Origin of the sequence: Enterobacter sp. Y17 (assembly GCF_019730495.1) — a bacterium.
Classification (GTDB): domain Bacteria; phylum Pseudomonadota; class Gammaproteobacteria; order Enterobacterales; family Enterobacteriaceae; genus Enterobacter; species Enterobacter asburiae_B.
Genome location: NZ_JAASKP010000006.1, coordinates 1 through 23,335, shown reverse-complemented (window position 1 = coordinate 23,335; position 23,335 = coordinate 1). Strand labels below are relative to the sequence as shown.

General features: G+C 56.9%; 18 protein-coding genes. 6 read left to right on the top strand and 12 right to left on the bottom strand.

Going from position 1 to position 23,335, the window contains the following annotated elements; genetic code table 11:
• Positions 1-98: 98 nt before the first annotated feature.
• The 5 genes from HCH49_RS19475 to pgi form a co-directional block, all read right to left on the bottom strand.
• On the bottom strand, positions 99-2,195 hold the full coding sequence (locus tag HCH49_RS19475) for a YjbH domain-containing protein (protein WP_039264160.1): 2,097 nt from the start codon (positions 2,193-2,195) through the stop codon (positions 99-101).
• A complete protein-coding gene (locus tag HCH49_RS19470) occupies positions 2,195-2,932 on the bottom strand; it encodes a capsule biosynthesis GfcC D2 domain-containing protein (RefSeq protein WP_023334129.1) in 738 nt (245 codons plus the stop codon). Before HCH49_RS19470 ends, HCH49_RS19475 begins: the two co-directional genes overlap by 1 nt.
• On the bottom strand, positions 2,929-3,567 hold the full coding sequence (locus HCH49_RS19465; protein ID WP_221703255.1) for a YjbF family lipoprotein: 639 nt from the start codon (positions 3,565-3,567) through the stop codon (positions 2,929-2,931). Before HCH49_RS19465 ends, HCH49_RS19470 begins: the two co-directional genes overlap by 4 nt.
• Before the next feature lie 63 nt (positions 3,568-3,630).
• Complete coding sequence (gene yjbE / locus HCH49_RS19460; RefSeq protein ID WP_008503423.1) at positions 3,631-3,873, bottom strand: exopolysaccharide production protein YjbE; 243 nt, start codon at positions 3,871-3,873, stop codon at positions 3,631-3,633.
• A 367-nt stretch (positions 3,874-4,240) separates the two neighbouring features.
• Positions 4,241-5,890, bottom strand: a complete 1,650-nt coding sequence (gene pgi, locus HCH49_RS19455; RefSeq protein ID WP_221703253.1) for a glucose-6-phosphate isomerase — start codon at positions 5,888-5,890, stop codon at positions 4,241-4,243.
• Positions 5,891-6,264: 374 nt separating this feature from the next.
• Here pgi and lysC point away from each other — a divergent pair, with 374 nt between their 5' ends.
• The 3 genes from lysC to HCH49_RS19440 all read left to right on the top strand — a co-directional run bounded on the left by lysC (position 6,265) and on the right by HCH49_RS19440 (position 8,975).
• Entirely contained in the window at positions 6,265-7,614 is a 1,350-nt protein-coding gene (gene lysC, locus HCH49_RS19450) for a lysine-sensitive aspartokinase 3 (RefSeq protein ID WP_023309996.1), read from the top strand.
• A 93-nt stretch (positions 7,615-7,707) separates the two neighbouring features.
• A complete protein-coding gene (gene panS, locus HCH49_RS19445) occupies positions 7,708-8,652 on the top strand; it encodes a ketopantoate/pantoate/pantothenate transporter PanS (RefSeq protein WP_087823758.1) in 945 nt (314 codons plus the stop codon).
• A gap of 50 nt (positions 8,653-8,702) precedes the next feature.
• Positions 8,703-8,975, top strand: coding sequence for a DUF3811 domain-containing protein (locus HCH49_RS19440; protein WP_023309994.1), 273 nt, complete (start codon positions 8,703-8,705; stop codon positions 8,973-8,975).
• On the opposite strand, the gene rluF is transcribed toward HCH49_RS19440, so the two are convergent.
• Complete coding sequence (gene rluF / locus HCH49_RS19435; RefSeq protein ID WP_023309993.1) at positions 8,976-9,848, bottom strand: 23S rRNA pseudouridine(2604) synthase RluF; 873 nt, start codon at positions 9,846-9,848, stop codon at positions 8,976-8,978.
• A gap of 197 nt (positions 9,849-10,045) precedes the next feature.
• On the opposite strand from rluF, the gene HCH49_RS19430 reads away from it, so the two are divergent.
• Together HCH49_RS19430 and HCH49_RS19425 are read left to right on the top strand one after the other, a co-directional pair.
• Positions 10,046-10,348 carry a type II toxin-antitoxin system RelE/ParE family toxin gene (locus HCH49_RS19430; protein WP_033144376.1) on the top strand — a complete coding sequence of 101 codons (303 nt, stop codon included), beginning with the start codon at positions 10,046-10,048 and terminating at the stop codon, positions 10,346-10,348.
• A gap of 2 nt (positions 10,349-10,350) precedes the next feature.
• Positions 10,351-10,638, top strand: a complete 288-nt coding sequence (locus HCH49_RS19425; RefSeq protein ID WP_033144375.1) for an addiction module antidote protein — start codon at positions 10,351-10,353, stop codon at positions 10,636-10,638.
• Here HCH49_RS19425 and HCH49_RS19420 read toward each other — a convergent pair.
• The gene (locus HCH49_RS19420; protein WP_221703251.1) at positions 10,635-12,266 is read right to left on the bottom strand and encodes a Na/Pi cotransporter family protein; all 1,632 of its coding nucleotides are present in this window, start codon (positions 12,264-12,266) and stop codon (positions 10,635-10,637) included. The genes HCH49_RS19425 and HCH49_RS19420 overlap by 4 nt on opposite strands.
• A 116-nt stretch (positions 12,267-12,382) precedes the next feature.
• Positions 12,383-16,066 (bottom strand): methionine synthase, encoded by a 3,684-nt coding sequence (gene metH / locus HCH49_RS19415; RefSeq protein ID WP_221703249.1) that lies wholly within the window; start codon positions 16,064-16,066, stop codon positions 12,383-12,385.
• A 193-nt stretch (positions 16,067-16,259) separates the two neighbouring features.
• Here metH and iclR point away from each other — a divergent pair, with 193 nt between their 5' ends.
• A complete protein-coding gene (iclR, locus tag HCH49_RS19410) occupies positions 16,260-17,090 on the top strand; it encodes a glyoxylate bypass operon transcriptional repressor IclR (RefSeq protein ID WP_045888359.1) in 831 nt (276 codons plus the stop codon).
• 68 nt (positions 17,091-17,158) lie between these two features.
• Here iclR and aceK read toward each other — a convergent pair whose 3' ends face one another.
• The 4 genes from aceK to metA all read right to left on the bottom strand — a co-directional run bounded on the left by aceK (position 17,159) and on the right by metA (position 23,087).
• The gene (gene aceK / locus HCH49_RS19405) at positions 17,159-18,898 is read right to left on the bottom strand and encodes a bifunctional isocitrate dehydrogenase kinase/phosphatase (RefSeq protein ID WP_221703248.1); all 1,740 of its coding nucleotides are present in this window, start codon (positions 18,896-18,898) and stop codon (positions 17,159-17,161) included.
• 51 nt (positions 18,899-18,949) lie between these two features.
• The gene (aceA, locus tag HCH49_RS19400) at positions 18,950-20,254 is read right to left on the bottom strand and encodes an isocitrate lyase (protein ID WP_024906665.1); all 1,305 of its coding nucleotides are present in this window, start codon (positions 20,252-20,254) and stop codon (positions 18,950-18,952) included.
• Between the two features lie 31 nt (positions 20,255-20,285).
• A complete protein-coding gene (aceB, locus tag HCH49_RS19395; protein ID WP_039264171.1) occupies positions 20,286-21,887 on the bottom strand; it encodes a malate synthase A in 1,602 nt (533 codons plus the stop codon).
• A gap of 270 nt (positions 21,888-22,157) precedes the next feature.
• Positions 22,158-23,087: a homoserine O-succinyltransferase gene (gene metA, locus HCH49_RS19390; protein WP_064673012.1), complete on the bottom strand. Its 930-nt coding sequence runs from the start codon at positions 23,085-23,087 to the stop codon at positions 22,158-22,160.
• Positions 23,088-23,335 lie beyond the last annotated feature (248 nt).

Genomic DNA, 23,335 nt, shown 5'->3' with positions numbered 1-23,335 from the left:
TCCGCATGAGCATTCTTGCCGGGCGGCACTGCGTTTGCCCGGCCTACAAAAACACTAACGTAGGCCCGGTAAGCGCAGCGCCACCGGGCAAAGAAGCATCAGCGGAAGTTAATGTTCTTATCGCTCGTCATGTCATACAGCTGGAACTTACGTCCAAGCTGCTGACCCCCGTCACGCGTCAGCGGCGTCCAGCCCACTGCCGCACGGCTGCGGGTTGGGCCTGACGAGAACAGATCCAGCGGAATCGACACGTAGACCCCTTTGGTGAAGTCCCCTTCCCCGTACTCGTCCGGCGAAACGTTGGTGATGGTGGCATAGCCACCCACCACGACGCCGCTGTCGAAGTGTTTAGAGATGTCCAGCGTACCGCCCTTATCGCCCGCCAGGTACTGGCCGACGCTGGCTTTCACCAGCACGTCAGGTGCGAACGACGGCGTCCAGTAAGCGGTCAGATGGCCCGTTTTGACGCTGTAGTCGGTGAATTTCATCATGTCCTGCGCGCTGCGCCAGTCACGCTGTTTGACGTAGTTGGCATCAACCCCGAACGCCCAGTTACTGTCGACAGGACGATAAAGCACTTCCGCCCCCGCGCCGCCATACATGGTTTCCAGATACCCGCCGTACACCTGGCCGTAGAAGCCGTTGCCAAAGTACTGGAAGTAGTTGGCCTGCAGGTTATTCACGTAGGCATCGTTTTGTACGTACTCACGCACGCGGGTACGCACGCGCGGCAGCGCCGAGTCTTTTGGCGGGTTGGTGTAGTTGAACTTGTCGTAGTTGTTGGCGATGTTGCCGAACAGGCTGCCGGTGGTGAGCAGGTGGTCGGTGAGCCACAGATCCGCCGTCGCCATGACGCCCAGCTGATACATGTAGAAGTTTTCAGGCCCGCCGACGGACTGGTTCAGCACCGGATCGATATGGAAATCGAAGCGCGATTTGTCGATATACCAGCCCTGCTCGGTGGTTTCCGGCACGATAGGCTCTACGCGTTTTTGCACCAGCTCGGTTTCATGCCCGAGCGGCTCACCTTCCAGATGGCGCTTGAGGCTGGCAACGTCCGTTTCGGTTGTGACCTGCGGCAGGTTGAGACGGTTCTCCGTCACGCGGATCGTGCGGATCCCTTCCGGCAGATCGTTCATAACGATCCGGTTAGCGCGTTCGATCCCTTCGCGCGAGTCGCGGTATTTCACCTGCTCGCCGGTCACGTACAGCGTATCGCCTTTCACCTGAATTTTCGGATCCGCCAGGCCGGCATTGTATTTCAGCAGCGTCAGCTGGTTTGCCACCACGGAGTGCTGCAGAATCGCATCCTGCGGCTCCGGCTGGTATGCAGGGCGCGCGTTATCATTGTAGTGCGGCCGCATGTCGTTAAAGTTGGTGCGCAGCGTGAAGCCAAACATCACCGTATTGCCGCGCTCGTAGCTGAGGTTAACGTCGGCCCAGTCGGTGACGCGATAAATGGCGCCGACGTTAAACTTGCTCTTCTGCTCAATCTTTCCGGCGAAGTCCTGCGAGTAGTCATTCCCCTCATATTCCAGCTTCAGGCGTAATGGCTGCCAGGGCGTTTGATACTCCACGCCGCCAAACAGCGACGCCGGACCGTGGAACATCTGGTCTCCGTTAATGGAGCCCGCTTTCTTATAGCTGTTATCACGGTAGCAGTATTTATCGCTGTAGGAGCAAAACGGGTTTTTCACGTTTCCGCTGGTGCCGAGATAGCCCCATCCCAGGCCGAGCGAGAAGTCGAACGGCCCCCAGGCTTTACTGGCCACGATGTATTCCGCATCAAACAGACCGGTACCACCGATATCTTTGGCGCCCACGGACACCTGCGGCATCCAGTAGCTCTCTTCCCACAGGCGCAGCTTGACGTCGAAGGCTTTATCTTTGTAGGTCTGATCGCCGGAGAACGCCTCTACGCTGCTGTATTGTTTCGTACGCACGTCGGTATAGCGCAGCGTGGTTTCAAGCCACGGGAACAGCTGCACCGAGGCGGAGTAGTAGCGATACTGGTCGTTATCACGGTAGTTAAGGCTAATTTCGCCTTCGCGCGCCATACGCGCGGTGGGCGTTTGCAGTAAACCGACGCCGCCGAAGTCTGACTGAGACGGGCCAATGGGTGCCGGATACGTTTCTGCATGGCAGGCGGCACTCACGCAGAGCGCCAGCATGCTGTAAAGATAGGTTCTTTTCATTATTCCGGTATCCGCTGAATCAGGGAGTGAAGGATATCGGCGTTAAGCCCGTCATACGCCTTCGTCCAGAAATGGTCGGCAAAACCGACAAAAATGATGCTGCCCGGCATAGGTTCGATATGCCGTTTATTCCAGTAAGCGACGGGGGCTTTTTGTGTGTGCCCGTCAGGGTAAACCACCCAGGCGTAGCTGTTATCGGCACCGCTCAGCAGGCTCTGCTCGTCGAGGTAGCTCGCCACGTCACGACCGGGCGTGAAGGGCTTTTTACCCGGGCTGCTGATAAGCCCCATTACGGTCACCGTCGTCGGCTTCTCCGGCAGCCAGAGCGTATACTCCCCTTCAAGCGTGGGATTGCCCTTTTCCGTGACGCGCACTTCGTCGGGATCAAGGTTCACGTTCTGACGGCCCGTCACCTTCAGCGCCTGCAGCTGCTGGCGAACGCTGTTAATCGCCGCCGCGTCGTCGCCATCTTCCTGCTCCGCTAATCCCGTCAGCCTGGCAAGAAGCGCCTTGTGCTGTTGTTCCGCTTCAGCCGTCTTCTGCCGCTCAGCGATCACTGCCCCCGGCCACCAGCTGTTGGCGAGCCTTGGCTGTCCGACGAGATCGAGCAGATGCTCAGCGTGGGTTAAGGTTTTGGGTTTTTCACTGTCCGGCGTGTAGACCTTCACCGTCCCTGCGGACCATGCCAGCGGTGCGGCAAGGCTGGCGAGAAGCGCAACGTGGATGAGCGTTTTCATGATTTCGCCGCCTTGATCAGGGTGGTTTTCACCGGGAAGAATCCGGCACCAAGATACTGCAGGGACTGGCGGATCTGCCCTTCCTCGCCGATCCAGAAGCGGTTGTGCCAGGTGGCCTGGTCGGTAGTGACTTCTTCATCCAGCACGCGAACCTGCGTTTCGTCGCTGCCGACTTTCACGCTGTCCGTGCCGTCCCAGCGGAAGGTCGAGCGTGCCGTGGCGTAACGCACCTGCTTATGTTCGGTCCAGCCCATCGTGCGCGTCCAGCTTGCGCCGTCGGCGATCTGGTTCGGCTTGATCAGCGGATCGGCAGCGATGTTATTCACCTCCAGCAGGTTGTCGCCGCCCAACAGGGTTTTCACGATACGACCATGCTGCGTCACGATGGTGGCCTGATCCTGCGTCACCCATTTCTGCTGCCCGTTTTCATCGAAAGCGAGCACCACAAACAGCTGCGGGCCATCGTTAAGCTGCATGTACTGACTGGCATAGGGCATGTTTTGAAGTTCGTCATCGGTCAAATGCACGCCCGGTGTGCCGAACATGCTTTCCCACAGTGAGTTTCCCAGCCCTTTGGTGGTGGCCGAGCACGCCTGCAGCAGCAGGCAAATCAGAATGATTGCAGGTCGCTTCACGACTCTTCTCCGAAGGGGCGAAATAACCACACCGAAGTGTGGTTATGATTAAAACACCCGCTATTACTGGGTGCTGGTTGTCGTGGTGGTCGTGGTTCCGGTATTGGAGCCATCACCGCCACCGGTTGCCGCCAGCGCGACACCCACGGCTGAACTTACGGTGCTGGCGCTGGCTGCGGTAGAACTTCCCGCAGACGCAGACGTCGCAGCCGAACCTGCCGCTTCCCCGACCTGAACCGGAGCTGCATAGACAGATGTCGCCGCAAGCGCAGATATGGCAAAAATGCCATACAGTACTTTCTTCATAACAATTTCCCTTCAATGAATGAATGGAGATTTGCCCGAAAAGAATTTCAGGCGGAATCGAGTATACACAACTACTGCCGTGGGTTTGCCGTAAGGGGAAATAGGGATGGAGTTTTCGGACTAATGGTTAAAATGGAAATGAAAGACAAATAACATAAATATATAAATGCTATAAATCAATAACTTATAATATGAGCATATTAATGAACCACTACGTATTTTCTTAAAATAAACCGCAGCAATTAACGGGTTAAGCGTCTTTTTCGGATTAAACTCAGATTCAGAATTTGAGTTAACTAACAGACATCAGGAATTATCCGATAAAAAAATGCCGGCATTAAGCCGGCACGTTTTCATGACGTTTTAATTACGCACGCCAGGCTTTATAACGGTTGATCAAACCATTTGTCGAGCTGTCATGGCTGGCAATCGCTTTATCGTCACCCAGCTCTGGCAGAATACGGTTTGCCAGCTGTTTGCCCAGCTCAACGCCCCACTGGTCAAAGGTGAAGATGTTCAGGATGGCGCCCTGCGTGAAGATCTTGTGCTCGTACAGGGCAATCAGCGCGCCCAGGCTGAACGGCGTGATTTCGCGCAGCAGGATGGAGTTGGTTGGGCGGTTGCCTTCGAACACTTTGAACGGCACAACGTGGTCCAGGGTTGCCGGATCTTTACCCTGGTCACGGTATTCCTGCTCAACCACTTCGCGGGATTTACCGAACGCCAGCGCTTCGGTCTGCGCAAAGAAGTTGGACAGCAGCTTCGGATGGTGGTCGGACAGCTGGTTATGGGTGATAGCCGGGGCGATGAAATCGCACGGGACCATTTTGGTGCCCTGGTGGATCAGCTGGTAGAAGGCATGCTGGCCGTTGGTGCCCGGCTCGCCCCAGATGATTGGGCCAGTCTGGTAATCCACCGCGTTGCCGTTACGGTCAACGTACTTACCGTTGGATTCCATGTTGCCCTGCTGGAAGTAAGCAGCAAAGCGGTGCATGTACTGGTCGTACGGCAGGATCGCTTCGGTTTCAGCGCCGAAGAAGTTGTTGTACCAGATACCGATCAGCGCCAGCAGTACCGGCAGGTTTTTCTCTGGTGCGGTGGTGGAGAAGTGTTTGTCCATCGCGTGCGCGCCGGAGAGCAGCTCGACGAAGTTGTCGAAGCCCACGGACAGGATGATGGACAGACCGATCGCAGACCACAGGGAGTAGCGGCCGCCAACCCAGTCCCAGAACTCGAACATGTTCGCGGTATCAATGCCGAACTCGCTGACCGCTTTGCCGTTGGTAGACAGCGCCGCGAAGTGTTTCGCCACGTGCTTGTTGTCGCCCGCGGTTTTCAGGAACCAGTCGCGCGCGCTGTGGGCGTTGGTCATGGTTTCCTGAGTGGTGAAGGTTTTGGACGCAACCAGGAACAGGGTCGTTTCCGGGTTCACGTTCTTCAGCACTTCGGCGATGTGGGTACCATCGACGTTAGACACAAAGTGCATATTGAGGTGGTTTTTGTACGGGCGCAGCGCTTCGGTCACCATGAACGGACCGAGGTCAGAACCGCCGATACCGATGTTAACCACGTCGGTGATCGCTTTGCCGGTGTAGCCTTTCCAGCTACCGGAGATGATCGCTTCGGAGAAGGTTTTCATCTTTTCCAGCACCGCGTTCACTTCCGGCATGACGTCTTTGCCGTCAACGATGATTGGCGTATTGCTACGGTTACGCAGGGCCACGTGCAGCACGGCACGGTCTTCGGTACGGTTGATCTTCTCGCCGGAGAACATGGATTTGATGGCGTCGGGCAGCTCAGTTTCTTTCGCCAGATCCTGCAGTTTTGCCAGCGTCTCTTCGGTAATGCGGTTTTTGGAGAAATCCACCAGCATCAGGTCGTCGAAGGTCGCGGAGAACTTAGAGAAACGATCGGCATCCTTCGCGAACAGGTCCGCGATGGTGACGTCTTTCATTTCATCAAAATGTTTCTGGAGTGCCTGCCAGGCAGCGGTCTGCGTTGGGTTGATGTTTTTCATTAGCAATACTCTTCTGATTTGAGAATTGTGACTGCGGTCGATTGTAGCGCCTGCAAATAAAAATTGTGATGGTTTTTATGCCATTGCCCTGGCCTGCATCAAACACAGGTGAAAAGACCCGAAAAGTATAGCTGCTGAAGCGCCCTCCCGGGGCGGCGAAATGTCGCCCAAAACAGGCTAAAATGGAGCATAAAATATGGCCCTGTTATAAGTCCTGTTTCTCAGGGGTACCCCCCCATAAAAAATCCGCATAATCCCAGCATTGACAGGACCTCCCCCGCATTTTATTTATAGGGCCGTATTTTGCGCCTGCACCTGTTTTCGTTTCACTCTTGTGCCAAGGTCGCTTATTCATTCCCTGACACGAGGTTGTTATGACGAGTTTTGTGGTCGCCAAATTTGGCGGCACCAGTGTGGCCGATTACGATGCCATGAACCGCAGCGCCGATGTGGTGCTGGCCGATCCGAATACCCGCCTGGTGGTGCTGTCTGCCTCCGCCGGCGTGACGAACCTGCTGGTTTCTCTGTCTGAAGGACTGGAAGCGACAGAACGTTTCGTGAAGCTGGATGCACTGCGCAAAATTCAGTTCGACATTCTTGAGCGTCTGCAGAACCCGAACGTCATCCGCGAGGAAGTGGAACGTCTGCTGGAAAATATCACCACTCTGGCAGAAGCGGCGTCTCTGGCTACCTCCACCGCCCTGACCGACGAACTGGTCAGCCACGGTGAGCTGATGTCCACCCTGCTGTTTGTTGAAATCATGCGCGAGCGTAACGTTCAGGCGCAGTGGTTTGACGTGCGTAAAGTGATGCGTACCAGCGATCGCTTTGGCCGCGCCGAGCCGGACGTTGAGGCGCTGGCGGAGCTGACCAATCAGCAGCTGGCACCACGCCTGGCAGACGGTATCGTGATCACCCAGGGCTTTATCGGCAGTGAAGCGAAAGGCCGCACCACCACGCTTGGCCGCGGCGGCAGCGACTACACCGCCGCGCTGCTGGGCGAAGCCCTGCATGCAACGCGCGTGGATATCTGGACTGACGTTCCGGGAATTTACACCACCGACCCGCGCGTCGTTTCTGCGGCTAAACGTATTGATGTAATCGCCTTTGAAGAAGCGGCTGAAATGGCCACCTTCGGCGCGAAAGTGCTGCACCCGGCAACGCTGCTGCCGGCCGTACGCAGCGATATTCCGGTCTTCGTCGGCTCCAGCAAAGATCCGAAAGCGGGCGGGACGCTGGTCTGCAAAAAAACGGAAAACCCACCTCTGTTCCGCGCCCTGGCCCTGCGCCGTCGCCAGACGCTGGTGACGCTCCACAGCCACAATATGCTGCATTCACGCGGTTTCCTGGCGGAAGTGTTTGGCATTCTGGCGCGCCACAATATCTCGGTGGATCTGATCACCACCTCTGAAGTGAGCATTGCGCTAACGCTGGACACCACCGGCTCGACCTCCACCGGCGACACGCTGCTGACGCAGTCGCTGCTGATTGAGCTGTCTGAGCTGTGCCGCGTGGAAGTAGAAGAAGACCTGGCGCTGGTTGCCATCATCGGCAACAAGCTGTCGCGCGCCTGCGGCGTGGGTAAAGAGGTGTTCGGCGTGCTCGACCCGTTCAGCATCCGCATGATCTGCTACGGCGCATCCAGCTACAACCTCTGCTTCCTGGTGCCTGCCGATCAGGCCGAGCAGGTCGTGCAGAAACTTCATCAAAATTTGTTTGAATAAAATTCGTTAGCAGGATAAACAATACCTATAAGCCGGGCACAGACCCGGCTTTTTCATAACTAAACAACACGACAATACTGCAAGGAATCCACTATGTTATCCGCCGTTACGCGGCTGTTCCCGTTATGGGCGCTGCTGCTCTCCGTACTCGCGTATTACACCCCCGCCACGTTCACGGGCATTGGTCCGTGGGTCGCCACGCTGCTGATGCTGATCATGTTCGGTATGGGCGTGCATCTGAAAATCGACGACTTTAAACGCGTGCTGTCTCGCCCTGCGCCCGTCGCGGCAGGGATCTTCCTGCACTATCTGGTGATGCCGCTTGCGGCGTGGCTGCTGGCGATGGCTTTTAAGATGCCGCCCGATCTTTCCGCCGGGATGGTGCTGGTGGGCAGCGTGGCCAGCGGCACGGCCTCCAACGTCATGATCTACCTGGCAAAAGGAGATGTGGCGCTCTCCGTCACCGTCTCTTCCGTTTCAACGCTGGTTGGCGTCGTTGCCACGCCGCTGTTAACTCGCCTGTACGTGGACGCGCATATTCAGGTGGACGTGACGGGCATGCTGCTCAGTATTCTGCAGATTGTGGTGATCCCGATTGCGCTGGGGCTGGTCATTCACCATCTTTTCCCGCGCGTTGTGAAGGCCGTTGAGCCCTACCTGCCCGCGTTTTCGATGGTCTGCATTCTGGCGATCATCAGCGCTGTGGTGGCGGGTTCCGCATCGCACATTGCTTCCGTGGGCTTTATCGTGATCATCGCCGTGGTGCTGCATAACACTATTGGCCTGCTGGGCGGCTACTGGGGCGGGAAGCTGTTTGGTTTTGACGAATCTACCTGCCGCACGCTGGCAATCGAGGTAGGCATGCAGAACTCCGGCCTGGCGGCGGCGCTCGGTAAAATTTACTTCTCCCCGCTGGCGGCCCTGCCCGGCGCGCTGTTCTCCGTCTGGCATAACCTCTCCGGCTCGCTGCTGGCGGGCTACTGGTCCGGCAAACCGATTGATGAACAAACGAAAAAAGATGCGGTGAAGCAGGGTTAATTTACGCAGCTTGCTTTACACTGAAGCCTCTCTATCAGGAGGCTTCAGCAATGGCTACACCACGTTTGACCCAGAAAGACATGACGGAAGCCGAGCAGCGCGAACTGAAAACGCTTCTCGACCGCGCCCGAATCGCACATGGCCGCACGCTGACGAACGCCGAAACCAATCAGGTGAAAAAAGAGTACATCGATAAGCTGATGGCGCAGCGTGACGCCGCGGCGAAAAAAGCCCGCAAGCTGAAAAAAGAGCAGGCTTATAAACCCGATGCAGAGGCGACCTTTTCCTGGTCCGCCACAACGTCTACCCGTGGAAGGCGCTAATCAGCGCCCTTTCTTTTTGCGCCCCGGCTGGGTAAAGCGTTTTCCATTACCCGGCTTGCCTCGCCCCTTATCTTCCGCCTGAGGCGCCTTCACCACCGGGCGCTTAATCGCCTGGGTTTTCGGTTTGGCTTTGGCCTTCGGCTTCGCTTCGGACGAGGAATTCTCGATAAGCTTGAAGAGTTCAATCAGCTCGTCATCCGTTAAATCGCGCCATTCGCCCAGCGGGATGCCGGACAGGCTGACGTTCATGATGCGCGTGCGTTCCAGCTTCGTCACTTCATAACCGAAGTGCTCGCACATACGGCGGATCTGGCGGTTTAAGCCCTGCACCAGCGTAATGCGGAACGCGAACGGTGCTTCTTTCTTCACCTTACACTTTTTCGTGACGGTACCGAGGATCGGCACCCCGGCGCCCATGCCACGAATAAATTCGTCCGTAACCGGCTTATTTACCGTCACAATGTACTCTTTCTCGTGATCGTTACCGGCACGCAGAATTTTGTTGACCAGATCGCCGTGGTTGGTGAGGAAAATCAGCCCCTGAGAGTCTTTATCCAGACGGCCAATCGGGAAGATACGGCTGCTGTGGTTCACGAAATCAACGATGTTGTCCCGCTCACCGTCTTCCGTGGTGCTGACAATACCAACCGGTTTGTTCAACGCGATAAACACCAGGTCTTCAGCATCACGCGGTTCGATGACCTGACCATTCACTTTAACCACATCGCCAGGGACCACCTGGTCGCCGATGGTGGCGCGTTTGCCGTTAAGAAACACGTTACCCTGTTCAATGTAACGGTCAGCCTCGCGACGTGAGCAGATCCCGCTCTCGCTAATGTATTTGTTTAATCGGGTTGATTGAGTTGGCAGCATAGTTTCTCCTGTGAAGGGCGAAATATACCTTAGGTATGGGCTGGAAAAAAAGATTAGCCGACGGTTACTGAGACGGGTTTTTTATTTTGCGAGACGCTTTCAGGATTTAGCGTCAGGCCATTTATCCTTGAGCTAACTCCTTTTAGCTTTACTCTACAGAGACAATTATTTGTAGTTTATAAATCACATGGAGTAATATGAAGGAGATCGTTCAGACAGAATCCTTCCAACGCTGGGAGCAAAACTTAAAAGATCGGCGAGCGAAAACCATTATCGCTTCCCGCCTCTTTCGGTTGGCAAATGGTTTAGCGGGCGACATTAAACCCGTGGGCGAAGGTATAAGTGAGCTGAGGATCCACTATGGTCCGGGCTACAGAATCTATTTTAAAGACCAGGGCAATTGCATCATCGTGCTGTTGTGTGGTGGTGACAAAAGCAGCCAGGCCAGAGACATACTTATGGCAAAAATGCTGAGCAATCCCAATGGCAGGAGTGAATGAGCATGCATAAATTAACACCCTACGATCCAGCCAATGCGCTGGTGGATGACGAGGAAATCGCCGTGTTTATGGCTGATGCCTTAGAAACGGGCGATTCAGCGTATATTGCTAAAGCTCTGGGCGTCATCGCGCGAGCGAAAGGAATGTCGACCATTTCACAGCAAACTGGCCTATCACGAGAGCAACTGTATCGATCGTTCAGTGATAAAGGAAACCCAACGCTTAAAACCACTCTGGCGGTCATGAAAGCATTGGGTCTTGGGCTAACAATCAAACACGCTGGAGATTAATACTCATCCCGCTCGTCGTCTTCATCCGGCTGTTCCATCACGCTGTAAGCCACCGCGCAGAACAACGAGTTGAGACGCTTCATATCCCCCAGCAGCCCCAAGTGCAGCGAACTGGTTTCGATACTCTGCACGTTCTGCTGGTGCAGACGCTCAACGTGGGCGTGCGAGTAGCGACGGTTCAGAATACGGAAACGATGCTTGTTGCGGCGCAGGCGGCGCGCGCTCGGCACGTCGCTGGAGAAGAAGACCAGCATCGCCAGCTTGAGGTTGCTGACCAGCTGTTCGTGCAGCGCTTCCAGCTCCTTCAGGCCTTCACCTGAAAACGCACGACGCGCGGCAAGGGATTTGTCGGCGATCTCGCTGCCCATACGCTCCACGATATCCGAGGCCTGCTCAAGGTTAAGCGACATCTCGATGATTTCCGCCCAGCGGCGGGACTCCTCTTCCGCCAGCTCGTCCTGCGGCATACGCGCCAGGTAAAGCTTAATGGCGGTATAGAGCACGTTGATATCGTCCGCCAGTCTGCGCAGTTCTTTCTCTTCACGCGGCTCGCCGTGCATCACCTTTTGCAGGCCTTCGAGCATGGTTTCCATTGCGTCGCCCATACGCAGCGTCTCGCGCGCGGCATTCGCCAGCGCCAGCGCCGGAGTATCCAGCGCGGACGTATCCAGGTGCTTCGGCTTCAGGCGCGCATCCAGCTCAGGCTCGTCCTGAATGAGACGCTCGCAGAAGCGGGCCATCGGCCCGGCAAAAGGCACCATCGCCAGGCAGCGCACCAGGTTGTAGAACACGTGGAAGTAGATCACCAGCTCCGCCTTCGGCAGCGGGAGATTGTCCATCAGGTTCGCCAGCGGGTGGATAAAGGGCAGGATAATCAGGCTGCCCACCAGCTTAAACAGCAGGCTGCCCAGCGCCACGCGGCGGGCGGCAGCATTGGCCGCGCTGTTGTTAAGCATCGCCAGCAGGCCGGAGCCGAGGTTGGCCCCGATCACCAGACACAGCGCTACCGGGAAAGAGATCGCCCCTGCGGCGGTAAGCGTGGCCGTCAGCAGGACCGCCGCCAGGCTGGAGTAGCTGACGATAGCAAACACCGCGCCAATGAGCGCGTCCAGCATGATGTCCCCGGTCAGGGAGGCGAAGACGACCTGAACGCCATTGGCCTCGGTGATTGGCGTGACCGCCTGCACAATCAGCTCCAGCGCCAGCAGGATCAGCCCGAGGCCAATTCCTACGCGCCCGAGCTGCCCGGCGCGCGTCTGTTTGCGGCCGAGGAAGAAGATGACGCCGAGAAAAATCAGCAGCGGCGACAGCCAGGAGAGATCGAAGGTCAGAACACGCGCCATCAGCGCGGTACCTACATCCGCACCCAGCACAATCACCAGCGCCGGGGCCAGCGCCACCAGATCCTGCGCCACAAAGGAGGTGACAAGCAGGGTCGTGGCGTTACTGCTCTGAACCAGTGCCGTTACGCCAATGCCCGCGCAGAAAGCGAGCGGCTTCTTCTCAACGCTGCTGCTGAGAACGGTACGTAAGCGCGCGCCAAATACGCGCATCACGCCGGTACGGACGATATGAGTGCCCCATACGAGCAGTGCGACTGCAGAGAGCAGGTGTAACAACGTCAGCACGGAAGGTTTTCCTCCTTATCGTTATTCGTTTTCCATAGGTTCAGTATAAGGGTTTAAACGTAAGAAAGAGACAGGGCGCCCAATGAGCGCCCTGTTTGTTGTAAGGAAAAGTGATTTTAGTCGGCGTCGTAGCCGAGATTAGGCGCCAGCCAGCGCTCCACTTCAGACACGCTCATGCCTTTGCGCAGGGCATAATCTTCAATCTGATCCCGCTGCAGCTGCGCCACGGCAAAGTACTTGCTGTCCGGATGGCTGAAGTACCAGCCGGAAACGGACGCGCCTGGCCACATGGCGAACGACTCGGTGAGCTTCATCCCGGTATGGGTTTCCACGTCCAGCAGCTTCCAGATGGTGCCTTTTTCGGTGTGCTCCGGACAGGCCGGATAGCCCGGCGCCGGGCGAATGCCCTGGTAGTTTTCGCGGATAAGATCCTCATTGCTGAGGTTTTCATTCGCCGCGTAGCCCCAGTGCACCTTACGCACGCGCTCGTGGAGGTACTCGGCGAAGGCTTCCGCCAGGCGGTCGGCAATCGCTTTCACCATGATTTTATTGTAATCATCGTGCTGCGCTTCGAACGCGTCCGCCAGCGCGTCTTCCTCCAGACCGCCGGTCACCGCAAAGGCGCCGATATAGTCGGCTTTACCACTCAGCTTCGGCGCGACGAAATCGGCCAGGCAGTAGTTGGCAAAGCCCACTTTCTCGGTTTGCTGGCGCAGATGGCGGCTGACCGCCAGCACGTGGGTGCGGGTTTCATCGCGATAGATTTCGATGTCGTCGCCCACGCGGTTCGCCGGGAACAGGCCCACCACGCCGCGCGGGTTGAGGCTTTTCTCTGCGCTCAGCGTGTCGAGCATATCGTTGGCATCTTTAAACAGGCGCTTCGCCTCCTCGCCAACCACCTCGTCTTCCAGGATGCGCGGATATTTGCCCGCCAGCGACCAGGTCATAAAGAACGGCGTCCAGTCGATGTAGTTGCGCAGCGTCTCGATGCTGGCCGTCACGTCCTGCACGCCCAGACGGTGTGCGACCGGCGGCGTGTAGCTGGACCAGTCGAAGGCCAGATCGTTGTCGCGCGCCGCCTGCAGCGAAACAGGCGGGGTGCGCGGCTTCTTACGGCCGTGCTGGATGCGAACGGTTTCGTACTCTTTGCGGGTGCGCGTCACAAAGTCATCGCGCTGGGTGTCGGAGAGCAGCGCGGAGACCACGCCCACCGTACGCGAGGCGTTCTGCACGTAGACCGTCGGGCCGCTGTAGTTCTGCTCGATTTTCACCGCCGTGTGCGCTTTCGAGGTGGTCGCCCCGCCAATCAATAGCGGAATGGTGAAGCCCTGTCGCTCCATCTCTTTTGCCACGTTGACCATTTCGTCGAGCGACGGCGTAATCAGGCCGGAGAGGCCAATCAGGTCGGCATTCACTTCGCGCGCGGTCTTGAGGATTTTGTCCGCCGGGACCATCACGCCGAGGTCGATAATCTCGTAGTTATTACACTGCAGCACTACGCCAACGATGTTCTTGCCGATGTCGTGCACGTCGCCCTTCACGGTGGCGATAACCATCTTGCCGTTGCTGGAGCCTTTCTCTTTGCTGGCTTCGATGTAGGGCTCCAGATAGGCCACTGCCTGCTTCATCACGCGGGCGGATTTCACCACCTGCGGCAGGAACATTTTGCCCTCACCGAACAGATCGCCGACTACGTTCATGCCGTCCATCAACGGGCCTTCGATCACCTCAATCGGGCGGGCTGCCTGCTGGCGCGCCTCTTCGGTATCGAGCTCGATAAATTCGGTGATGCCTTTGACCAGCGAGTATTCCAGGCGCTTTTTCACGTCCCAGGAACGCCACTCGGCCTGCTGAACGTTTGCCGCCTCATCCGATTTGCTGCCGCGGTATTTCTCCGCCAGGTCCAGCATGCGCTCGGTGGCGTCGTCGCGGCGGTTAAGGATCACGTCCTCGACGGCGTCGCGCAGCTCGGCAGGAAGGTCGTCGTAAATCGCCAGCTGGCCGGCGTTAACGATCCCCATGTCCATGCCGTTGCGGATGGCGTAGTAGAGGAACACAGCGTGGATCGCCTCACGCACCGGGTCGTTGCCGCGGAACGAGAACGACACGTTCGATACGCCGCCGGAGATCAGCGCATGCGGCAGCTCGCGCTTGATGTCTTCACATGCGCCGATAAAGTCCTGGGCGTAGTTGTTGTGCTCTTCAATCCCGGTCGCAACGGCGAAGATATTCGGGTCAAAGATAATGTCTTCCGGCGGGAAGCCCACCTCTTCGGTCAAAATCTTGTACGCGCGGCGGCAAATCTCGATTTTGCGCTCGCGGGTATCGGCCTGACCCACTTCGTCAAAGGCCATCACCACCACGGCGGCACCGTAGCGGCGGACCATCTTCGCGTGGTGGATAAAGATATCGACACCCTCTTTCATCGAGATGGAGTTGACGATGCCTTTACCCTGGATGCACTTCAGCCCTTTTTCGATGACTTCCCACTTGGAGGAGTCAATCATGATCGGCACGCGGGCAATGTCCGGCTCACCGGCAATCAGGTTGAGGAAACGCACCATCGCCGCTTCGGCGTCGAGCATCCCCTCATCCATGTTGATATCGATAATCTGCGCGCCGCTTTCTACCTGCTGGCGGGCAACGTCCAGCGCTTCGCTGTACTTCTCTTCTTTAATCAGGCGTTTGAACTTTGCGGAACCGGTGACGTTAGTACGCTCACCCACGTTCACAAACAGGCTGTCGTCGCCGATGGTCAACGGCTCCAGGCCGGACAGACGACAGGCAACCGGAAGCTCGGGCAGCTTGCGCGGCGGCAGTCCGGCCACGGCGTTGCTCATAGCCGCGATATGCTCCGGCGTGGTGCCGCAGCAGCCGCCGACGATGTTCAGGAAGCCAGACTCGGCCCACTCGCGGATTTGCGCCGCCATGGTGTCGGCATCGAGATCGTATTCACCAAACGCGTTTGGCAGACCGGCGTTCGGGTGGGCGGTGACATAGCATTCCGCGATACGGGAAAGCTCCTGCACGTACTGGCGCAGTTCATCCGGCCCCAGCGCGCAGTTCAGGCCAAAGGAGAGCGCTTCGGCGTGGCGCAGGGAGTTATAAAACGCTTCGGTTGTCTGGCCGGACAGGGTACGGCCGGAGGCGTCGGTGATGGTGCCGGAAATCATGATCGGCAGGTCAACGCCGAGCGCTTCAAACTCCTCTTTCACCGCGTAAATCGCGGCTTTGGCATTGAGGGTGTCGAATACGGTTTCAATCAGGATCAGATCGGAACCGCCTTCCACCAGCGCTTTGGTCGATTCACGGTAGGCCGCGACCAGCTGATCGAAGGTGATATTACGAAACGCCGGGTCGTTGACGTCCGGTGAAATCGACGCGGTGCGGTTCGTCGGGCCAAGCACCCCGGCAACGTAGCGAGGCTTATCCGGCGTGCGGGCCGTCCACTCGTCGGCGCAGGCGCGCGCCAGCTTCGCGGCTTCCAGGTTGATTTCCGCCGACAGGGATTCCATCTGGTAATCCGCCATGGCGATGGTTGTCGAGTTGAATGTGTTGGTTTCAACGATATCCGCACCCGCTTCGAAGTAGGCGTTGTGGATATCTTTAATCACGGACGGTTTGCTGAGCACCAGCAGGTCGTTGTTCCCTTTCAGGTCGCAGGGCCAGTCGGCAAAGCGTTCGCCGCGGAAATCGTCTTCACTCAGACGATACCCCTGGATCATGGTGCCCATGCCGCCGTCCAGTACCAGAATTCGTTCATTTAACTGCGCACGCAGTTGCTCTACTTTGCTGCTCACACTTGCTCCCGACAACGCTCAACAAGGCCAAAAGGCTGCGTTCCATACTGGCACAATCTCGCAGGGTGGAAAAGCCGCACAGCGGTAACATGAGACATGTTCACCATCACTCCTCCGATCAGTCAGGATAACGGTTGCAAATTCACCAAATAAAACGAAAATGATTTCCACGATACAGAAAAAGGAGATCGTCATGGTCGCGACCGTTCCCGCTAAACGCGGCAGAAAACCTGCTGCCACCACCGCCGCCGCACAACAGGGCGGACAGGTTCAATCGCTCACGCGCGGTTTGAAGCTGCTGGAGTGGATAGCCGAGTCGCACAGCAGCGTGGCCCTGACGGAGCTGGCCCAGCAGGCTGGCCTGCCAAACTCCACGACGCACCGCCTGCTGACCACCATGCAGCAGCTGGGCTTTGTCCGCCAGGTCGGCGAGCTGGGGCACTGGGCGGTGGGCGCGCATGCGTTTATCGTCGGCAGCAGCTTCCTGCAGAGCCGCAACCTGCTGGCGATTGTGCACCCGATTCTGCGCAAGCTGATGGAGGAGTCCGGCGAGACCGTAAACCTGGCGGTGCTGGACCAGAGCGACCACCAGGCGATTATCATCGACCAGGTGCAGTGCACGCAGCTGATGCGCATGTCCGCACCGATTGGCGGCAAGCTGCCGATGCATGCCTCCGGGGCGGGGAAAGCGTTTCTTTCGCAGCTGAGCGAAGAGCAGGTGACGGGACTGCTGCACCGTAAAGGGCTGCACGCCTATACCCACGCCACGCTGGTGTCGCCCGTGCATCTGAAAGAAGATCTGGCCCTGACCCGCAAGCGCGGCTATTCGTTTGATGATGAAGAACATGCTCTGGGCCTGCGCTGCCTTGCGGCCTGTATTTTTGACGAGCACCGCGAGCCGTTTGCCGCCATCTCCATCTCCGGCCCCATTTCGCGGATGACCGACGACCGCGTGACCGAGCTGGGCGCGCTGGTGATTAAGGCGGCGAAAGAGGTGACGCTGGCGTACGGTGGGATTCGTTGAGATTGAGTGCGGCCTGATGCCCTCACCCCGGCCCTCTCCCGCAGGGAGAGGGAGAAAATCTGATGCCCTCACCCTGCTAGAGAGGGTGCAAACCTAATGCAAAACCTCTGCTTGCGGCGGTAAGCGTACACATCTTCGACATGCCCGTTTTTGATCCGCGTTTGCAGCCCGCGCCAGTAGCTGGCGCGGAATAGATCCTCATGCATCTCTTCGAATAGCGGCCCGATGCGCGGGTCGGCGCACAGCCAGTGGCGAAACTCCTCCGGAAACACATCGCCCGGCGAGACGCTGTACCACGGCTCGCCGGAAAGCTCGTCTTCCGGGTAGCGGGGCTGTGGTATATCGCGGAAATTCACTTCGGTCATGTAGCAAATTTCGTCGTAATCGTAGAACACCACGCGCCCGTGACGGGTGACGCCGAAGTTTTTAAACAGCATGTCGCCCGGGAAAATATTGGCGGCGGCAAGCTGGCGAATCGCGTTGCCGTATTCTTCAATGGCATCCCGCAGCGCCTGACCTTCGGACTGCTCAAGCCAGATATTCAGCGGCACCATGCGGCGTTCGATGTAGAGATGGCTAATGGCAATTTTGTCGCCAAGATCGGTGATTTTCGCAGGTGCTTCCTGCAGTAACAGCGCCATGAGCGCGGGGTCGATCTGCTGTTTATCCAGCACAAAGTTTTCGAACTCCTGGGTATCCGCCATGCGCCCGACGCGGTCGTGCTCTTTAACCAGCTGATAGCAGGCGCGAACGTGCGCGGCGGTCATCTCTTTCTGCGGTGCGAATCTGTCTTTAATCACCTTAAAAACCCGGTCGAAACCCGGCAGCGTAAAGACCAGCATCACCATACCGCGAATGCCGGGCGCTTCGATAAACTGCTCATCGGCCGCGGTGACATAGCGCAGGTACTCCCGGTAGCTTTCCGTTTTGGCGTGCTTCTGGCAGCCAATGGCCATATACAGTTCGGCGGTGGTTTTGCCCGGCAGGATCTCACGCAGCCACTCCACCAGCGCGGCAGGCAGCGGGGCGTACACCATGAAATAGGAGCGGGCGAAGCCAAACACGATGCTGGCCTCGGCGCTGGTGGTCAGGCAGGTATCGACAAACAGTTCCCCGTCGTCGGTACGGTGGACCGGCAGCAGAAACGGCACAATGGCGGTCGGCGTAACCAGTTTGCCCACCAGCCAGGCGGCTTTATTGCGGTAGAAAAGCTCGTTGGCCACCTGCAAATGGCTGCGGCTGAGCACCTCCGCGCCGAAGGTTTCGTTGAGATGGGCGTGGATATAGCCGATATCCCGAGTTTTATTCTCCCAGGGCAGGCGCAGCGGCAGATCCGTTAGCACGCGGTGCAGGAGCTTTTCCCATCCGCGATCGGGAAAGAAATCTTTCGCCAGCGGACGGGGAATGGTTCGAAAGCGTCGCTCGGGCTGGGAGCTGAAGATAAATAACCGCTCAGGAGATAGTGAGCGGTGGTCAAATAACCGGCAATAGACGGAGTTGAAAAAGCTCTCCGCAATCTCGAAGCGCGGGTAATCGGGTAACAAATGGGTGTAGTGCTCTTTCACGCGCAGTAAAAATTCCGCGTCCGGGCTTTTACCGTCGGTAATACAGCGCAGCTGCTCCACCACCAGACCCACGTGGTGGTCATAGAGATGGATACGTTGCTTCATAGCCTGCTGAACCGCATGCCAGTCTGCATGTTCGAAGCGCTGCTGCGCGCCGGATGTCACTTCAAGAAAACGACCATACTGGGCATCGAAGCCCTGCAAAATAGTTTGGGCAATCAGCAATTCCAGGCCACGCGACATATATTCCCCCTCACCCCAACCCTCTCCCCGAGAGGGGAGAGGGGGAAAAGTTTAGAACTGTGCTTCTTCCGTTGAACCCGTTAAGGCGGTGACGGAGGAGGTTCCGCCCTGGATAATCGTGGTCACATTGTCAAAGTAGCCGGTTCCCACCTCCTGCTGGTGAGACACGAAGGTGTAACCGTCTTTGCCCGCCGCAAACTCCGGCTGCTGCACCTTCTCAACGTAGTGCTTCATGCCCTCACCCTGCGCATAGGCGTGCGCCAGGTCGAACATGTTGAACCACATGCTGTGGATACCGGCCAGGGTAATGAACTGGTATTTGTAGCCCATGTCGGACAGCTGCTGCTGGAAGCTGGCGATGGTTTTGTCATCCAGCTTTTTCTGCCAGTTGAAGGACGGCGAGCAGTTATAGGCCAGCAGTTTGCCCGGATACTTCGCGTGGATGGCGTCGGCAAAGCGTTTTGCCAGCGCCAGATCCGGCGTGGAGGTTTCACACCAGACCAGGTCCGCATAAGGCGCGTACGCCAGGCCGCGGCTGATCGCCTGTTCAATGCCGGCATGGGTGCGGTAGAAGCCTTCACTGGTACGCTCGCCGGTGATGAACTCGCTGTCGTACGGGTCGCAGTCAGAGGTGATCAGGTCCGCCGCATCGGCATCGGTACGGGCAATCACCAGCGTCGGCACGCCGAGCACGTCCGCGGCCAGACGCGCGGCAACCAGCTTCTGTACGGCTTCCTGTGTAGGAACCAGCACCTTACCGCCCATGTGTCCGCATTTTTTCACTGACGCCAGCTGGTCTTCGAAGTGAACGGCCGCTGCACCGGCCTCAATCATCGACTTCATCAGCTCGAAGGCGTTCAGCACGCCGCCGAAGCCCGCTTCCGCATCCGCGACGATCGGCAGGAAGTAGTCAATAAAGCGCGGATCTCCAGGTTCGATTCCAGCGGCCCATTGGATCTGATCTGCACGGCGGAAGGTATTGTTGATCCGATCCACCACCGACGGCACGGAGTTAGCCGGATAGAGCGACTGATCCGGGTACATGCTGGAGGCCAGGTTGGCGTCCGCCGCGACCTGCCAGCCGGAGAGATAAATCGCCTCAATACCCGCCTTCGCCTGCTGCAGCGCCTGACCGCCGGTCAGCGCGCCGAGGCTGTTGATGTAGCCCTTTTTAGAGCCACCGTGCAGCAGCTTCCACATTTTCGCCGCACCGTTCTGTGCCAGCGTGCATTCCGGATTGACCGAGCCGCGTAATTTCACCACTTCCTCCGCGCTGTAAGGACGGCGGATGCCTTCCCAGCGAGGCTGTGTCCACTCTTTCTTCAACTCTTCGATTTGTTGGGTACGGGTTTTCATGTGCAGATGCTCCATATTGTTATGTGGTGAGTTACGCCAGGAAGCGGTAGCCCGGCAGGGTCAGGAAGTCGATTAAGTCATCTGATGTGGTGATTTGCTCCATCAGGCGCGCGGCGTCGTCAAAACGTCCGCTGCTGAAGCGGTGCTCGCCCAGCTCGTCCTGGATCACCCGCATCTCTTCGGCCAGCATCTGGCGGAACAGGGTCTTGGTCACCGGTTTGCCGTTGCTGAGCGTTTTTTGATGGTGGATCCACTGCCAGATGGAGGTACGTGAGATCTCCGCCGTCGCGGCATCTTCCATCAGGCCGTAGATAGGTACGCAGCCGTTGCCGGAGATCCATGCTTCGATGTACTGGACCGCGACGCGGATATTGGCACGCATGCCCTCTTCCGTACGCTCGCCCGCGCACGGTGCCAGCAGCTGTTCTTCAGCCGTTGGGGCATCGTCTTCGCGCGTGACAAACAGCTGGTTTTTGTTGTCGCCGAGAACGCGGTTAAAGACCTCCATCGCCGTATCGGCCAGGCCGGGATGGGCAATCCACGTGCCGTCGTGACCGTTACGGGCTTCAAGCTCTTTGTCGGCTTTAACCTTGTTGAGCACCTGATTGTTGCGTTCTGCGTCTTTGCTCGGGATAAATGCCGCCATGCCGCCCATCGCAAAGGCGCCGCGCTTGTGGCAGGTTTTGATCAGCAGGCGCGAGTAAGCGCTCAGGAACGGTTTATCCATGGTCACGACCTGGCGATCCGGCAACACGCGGTCGGGATAGTTTTTCAGGGTTTTGATGTAGCTGAAAATATAGTCCCAGCGTCCGCAGTTCAGGCCGACAATGTGGTCGCGCAGGGCGTGCAGAATTTCATTCATCTGGAACACGGCAGGCAGCGTTTCAATCAGCAGCGTGGCTTTGATGGTGCCGCGCGGCAGGTTGAAACGATCTTCCGCATAGCTGAAGACCTCGCTCCACCAGGCCGCTTCTTGCCAGGCCTGCGTTTTTGGCAGATAGAAATAAGGGCCGCTGCCTTTTGCCAGCAGGTTCTTGTAGTTGTGGAAGAAATAGAGCGCGAAATCAAACAGGCTGCCCGGAATGGCTTCCCCACGCCAGGTGACATGTTTTTCAGGCAGGTGCAGGCCGCGTACGCGACAGATCAGCACCGCAGGGTTCGGTTTGAGCTGGTAAATTTTGCCGGCTTCGTTGGTATAGCTGATGGTGCCGTTCACGGCGTCGCGCAGGTTAATCTGCCCCTCGATGACCTTACGCCAGTCCGGCGCCAGTGAGTCTTCAAAATCGGCCATAAAGACTTTAACGTTGGCGTTCATGGCGTTGATCACCATTTTGCGCTCTACCGGACCGGTGATCTCAACGCGACGATCCTGTAAATCTTCAGGGATACCGCGGATTTTCCACTCACCGCGACGAATGGAAGCGGTTTCCGAAATGAATCCAGGCAACTTGCCATCGTCAATTTCCTGCTGCTGATGAATGCGTGCCGCCAGCAGCTTATTACGCTGCGGCGTAAAGCGGGTCACCAGTTCAGTGAGAAATTCTACCGCTTCCGCCGTCAAAACCTGCTGTTCTTGCTCACCATACGGCTGGGTAAAGGCCAGTTCATCGACCGTCGTTGCCTGTTGAGTCATTACTCTGCTCCTCATCAAAGATCCAAAATCACGCCCCCGATGCGAACGAAAGATCGTTGGGTAGTTTTCGCTCAGCAGAATTAAGACTATCTATATTTTTTCTAAAATCAAAAACAATTTCCATTTTAATTGTTAATTGAAATTAATTATATGATTTTATTGGAATTAAATTTTTATTGAATGGTGAGCAGCATTTCGGAAATAAAAAAGGCACCCGAAGGTGCCTGATTTGAATAGCTGAAACGCTTTAGGATCGTTTAGTGCAGAAGATTACTCCAGCGTCGGATTCATGTGACGCAGATCGTATGGCGTTATCTGGTAGACGTAATAGTTGAGCCAGTTAGTGAAAAGCAAATTTCCGTGGCTGCGCCAGGTTGCTCTCGGTTTGTTTTGCGGATCGTCTTTCGGGAAATAGTTGTACGGTACATCCGGATTAAGACCCGCTTCGACATCACGGTAATACTCTGATGCGAGGGTATGCGGATCGTACTCAGGATGTCCGGTCACAAAAGCAATGCGTTTATCCTTGCTGGCAAACAGGTAAGCATCTCCGTCTTCCGTTTCGGCCAGGATCTCCAGATCGGTGTAATCACGAATCAGCTGGGCCGGGAAATCGGCGTAGCGAGAATGCGGGGCCAGGAAAGAGTCATCGAAACCGCGCGTCAGCAACGCATGTGGATGAAGAATATGGTGTTCGTATACGCCGGAGAGCTTTTCAGTGCGGGTTTGCTTGGGGATGCCATAAAGAATATTCAGTGCGGCTTGTACCGCCCAACAGACAAACAAGGTAGACGTGACGTGATCTTTTGCCCACTCCAGAACCTGTTTGATCTGCGGCCAGTAGGCGACATCGTTAAATTCAACCAGGCCAAGCGGCGCGCCGGTCACGATCAGTCCGTCGAAGTTTTCCCCCTGAATGTCATCGAAGTTACAGTAGAAGTTGTTCAGATGCTCAGATGGCGTGTTACGTGATTCACGGGCATCGATTCGCAGCAGCTGGATATCCACCTGCAGCGGAGAGTTCGACAGAAGACGCAGGAACTGGTTTTCTGTTTCGATCTTTTTTGGCATCAGATTGAGAATAAGCACCTTCAGCGGGCGAATTTCCTGACCTGTCGCACGCGAAGCCGTCATGACGAAGACGTTTTCTTCACGCAAGAAATTGACGGCTGGTAGCTCGTCCTGCACCCGAATCGGCATAACTTAATATCCTCACAGCATACGTATAAACGTTTAGACATCCAGATAGCTAACGATACCCAGAAACGGGCATAATGTCGAGTCTGCAAGAAGAAGGTGAGAAAGTTTCAAGAAGGGGGAGAGGGAAAAACAAAAGCAAAAAACCCCGCACCTTGCGGTACGGGGTTCTTTTAATTGATGCCTGGCAGTTCCCTACTCTCACATGGGGAGACCCCACACTACCATCGGCGCTACGGCGTTTCACTTCT

Bases quoted from the DNA above. Each gene is read 5' to 3' on its own strand.
- HCH49_RS19430 (WP_033144376.1), top strand. From the start codon at position 10,046: ATGAAGGAGATCGTTCAGACAGAATCCTTCCAACGCTGGGAGCAAAAC.
- HCH49_RS19470 (WP_023334129.1), bottom strand. From the start codon at position 2,932: ATGAAAACGCTCATCCACGTTGCGCTTCTCGCCAGCCTTGCCGCACCG.
- aceK (WP_221703248.1), bottom strand. From the start codon at position 18,898: ATGTCGCGTGGCCTGGAATTGCTGATTGCCCAAACTATTTTGCAGGGC.
- metA (WP_064673012.1), bottom strand. From the start codon at position 23,087: ATGCCGATTCGGGTGCAGGACGAGCTACCAGCCGTCAATTTCTTGCGT.
- iclR (WP_045888359.1), top strand. From the start codon at position 16,260: ATGGTCGCGACCGTTCCCGCTAAACGCGGCAGAAAACCTGCTGCCACC.
- HCH49_RS19475 (WP_039264160.1), bottom strand. From the start codon at position 2,195: ATGAAAAGAACCTATCTTTACAGCATGCTGGCGCTCTGCGTGAGTGCC.
- yjbE (WP_008503423.1), bottom strand. From the start codon at position 3,873: ATGAAGAAAGTACTGTATGGCATTTTTGCCATATCTGCGCTTGCGGCG.
- pgi (WP_221703253.1), bottom strand. From the start codon at position 5,890: ATGAAAAACATCAACCCAACGCAGACCGCTGCCTGGCAGGCACTCCAG.
- rluF (WP_023309993.1), bottom strand. From the start codon at position 9,848: ATGCTGCCAACTCAATCAACCCGATTAAACAAATACATTAGCGAGAGC.
- aceB (WP_039264171.1), bottom strand. From the start codon at position 21,887: ATGACTCAACAGGCAACGACGGTCGATGAACTGGCCTTTACCCAGCCG.
- HCH49_RS19425 (WP_033144375.1), top strand. From the start codon at position 10,351: ATGCATAAATTAACACCCTACGATCCAGCCAATGCGCTGGTGGATGAC.
- lysC (WP_023309996.1), top strand. From the start codon at position 6,265: ATGACGAGTTTTGTGGTCGCCAAATTTGGCGGCACCAGTGTGGCCGAT.
- aceA (WP_024906665.1), bottom strand. From the start codon at position 20,254: ATGAAAACCCGTACCCAACAAATCGAAGAGTTGAAGAAAGAGTGGACA.
- HCH49_RS19440 (WP_023309994.1), top strand. From the start codon at position 8,703: ATGGCTACACCACGTTTGACCCAGAAAGACATGACGGAAGCCGAGCAG.
- panS (WP_087823758.1), top strand. From the start codon at position 7,708: ATGTTATCCGCCGTTACGCGGCTGTTCCCGTTATGGGCGCTGCTGCTC.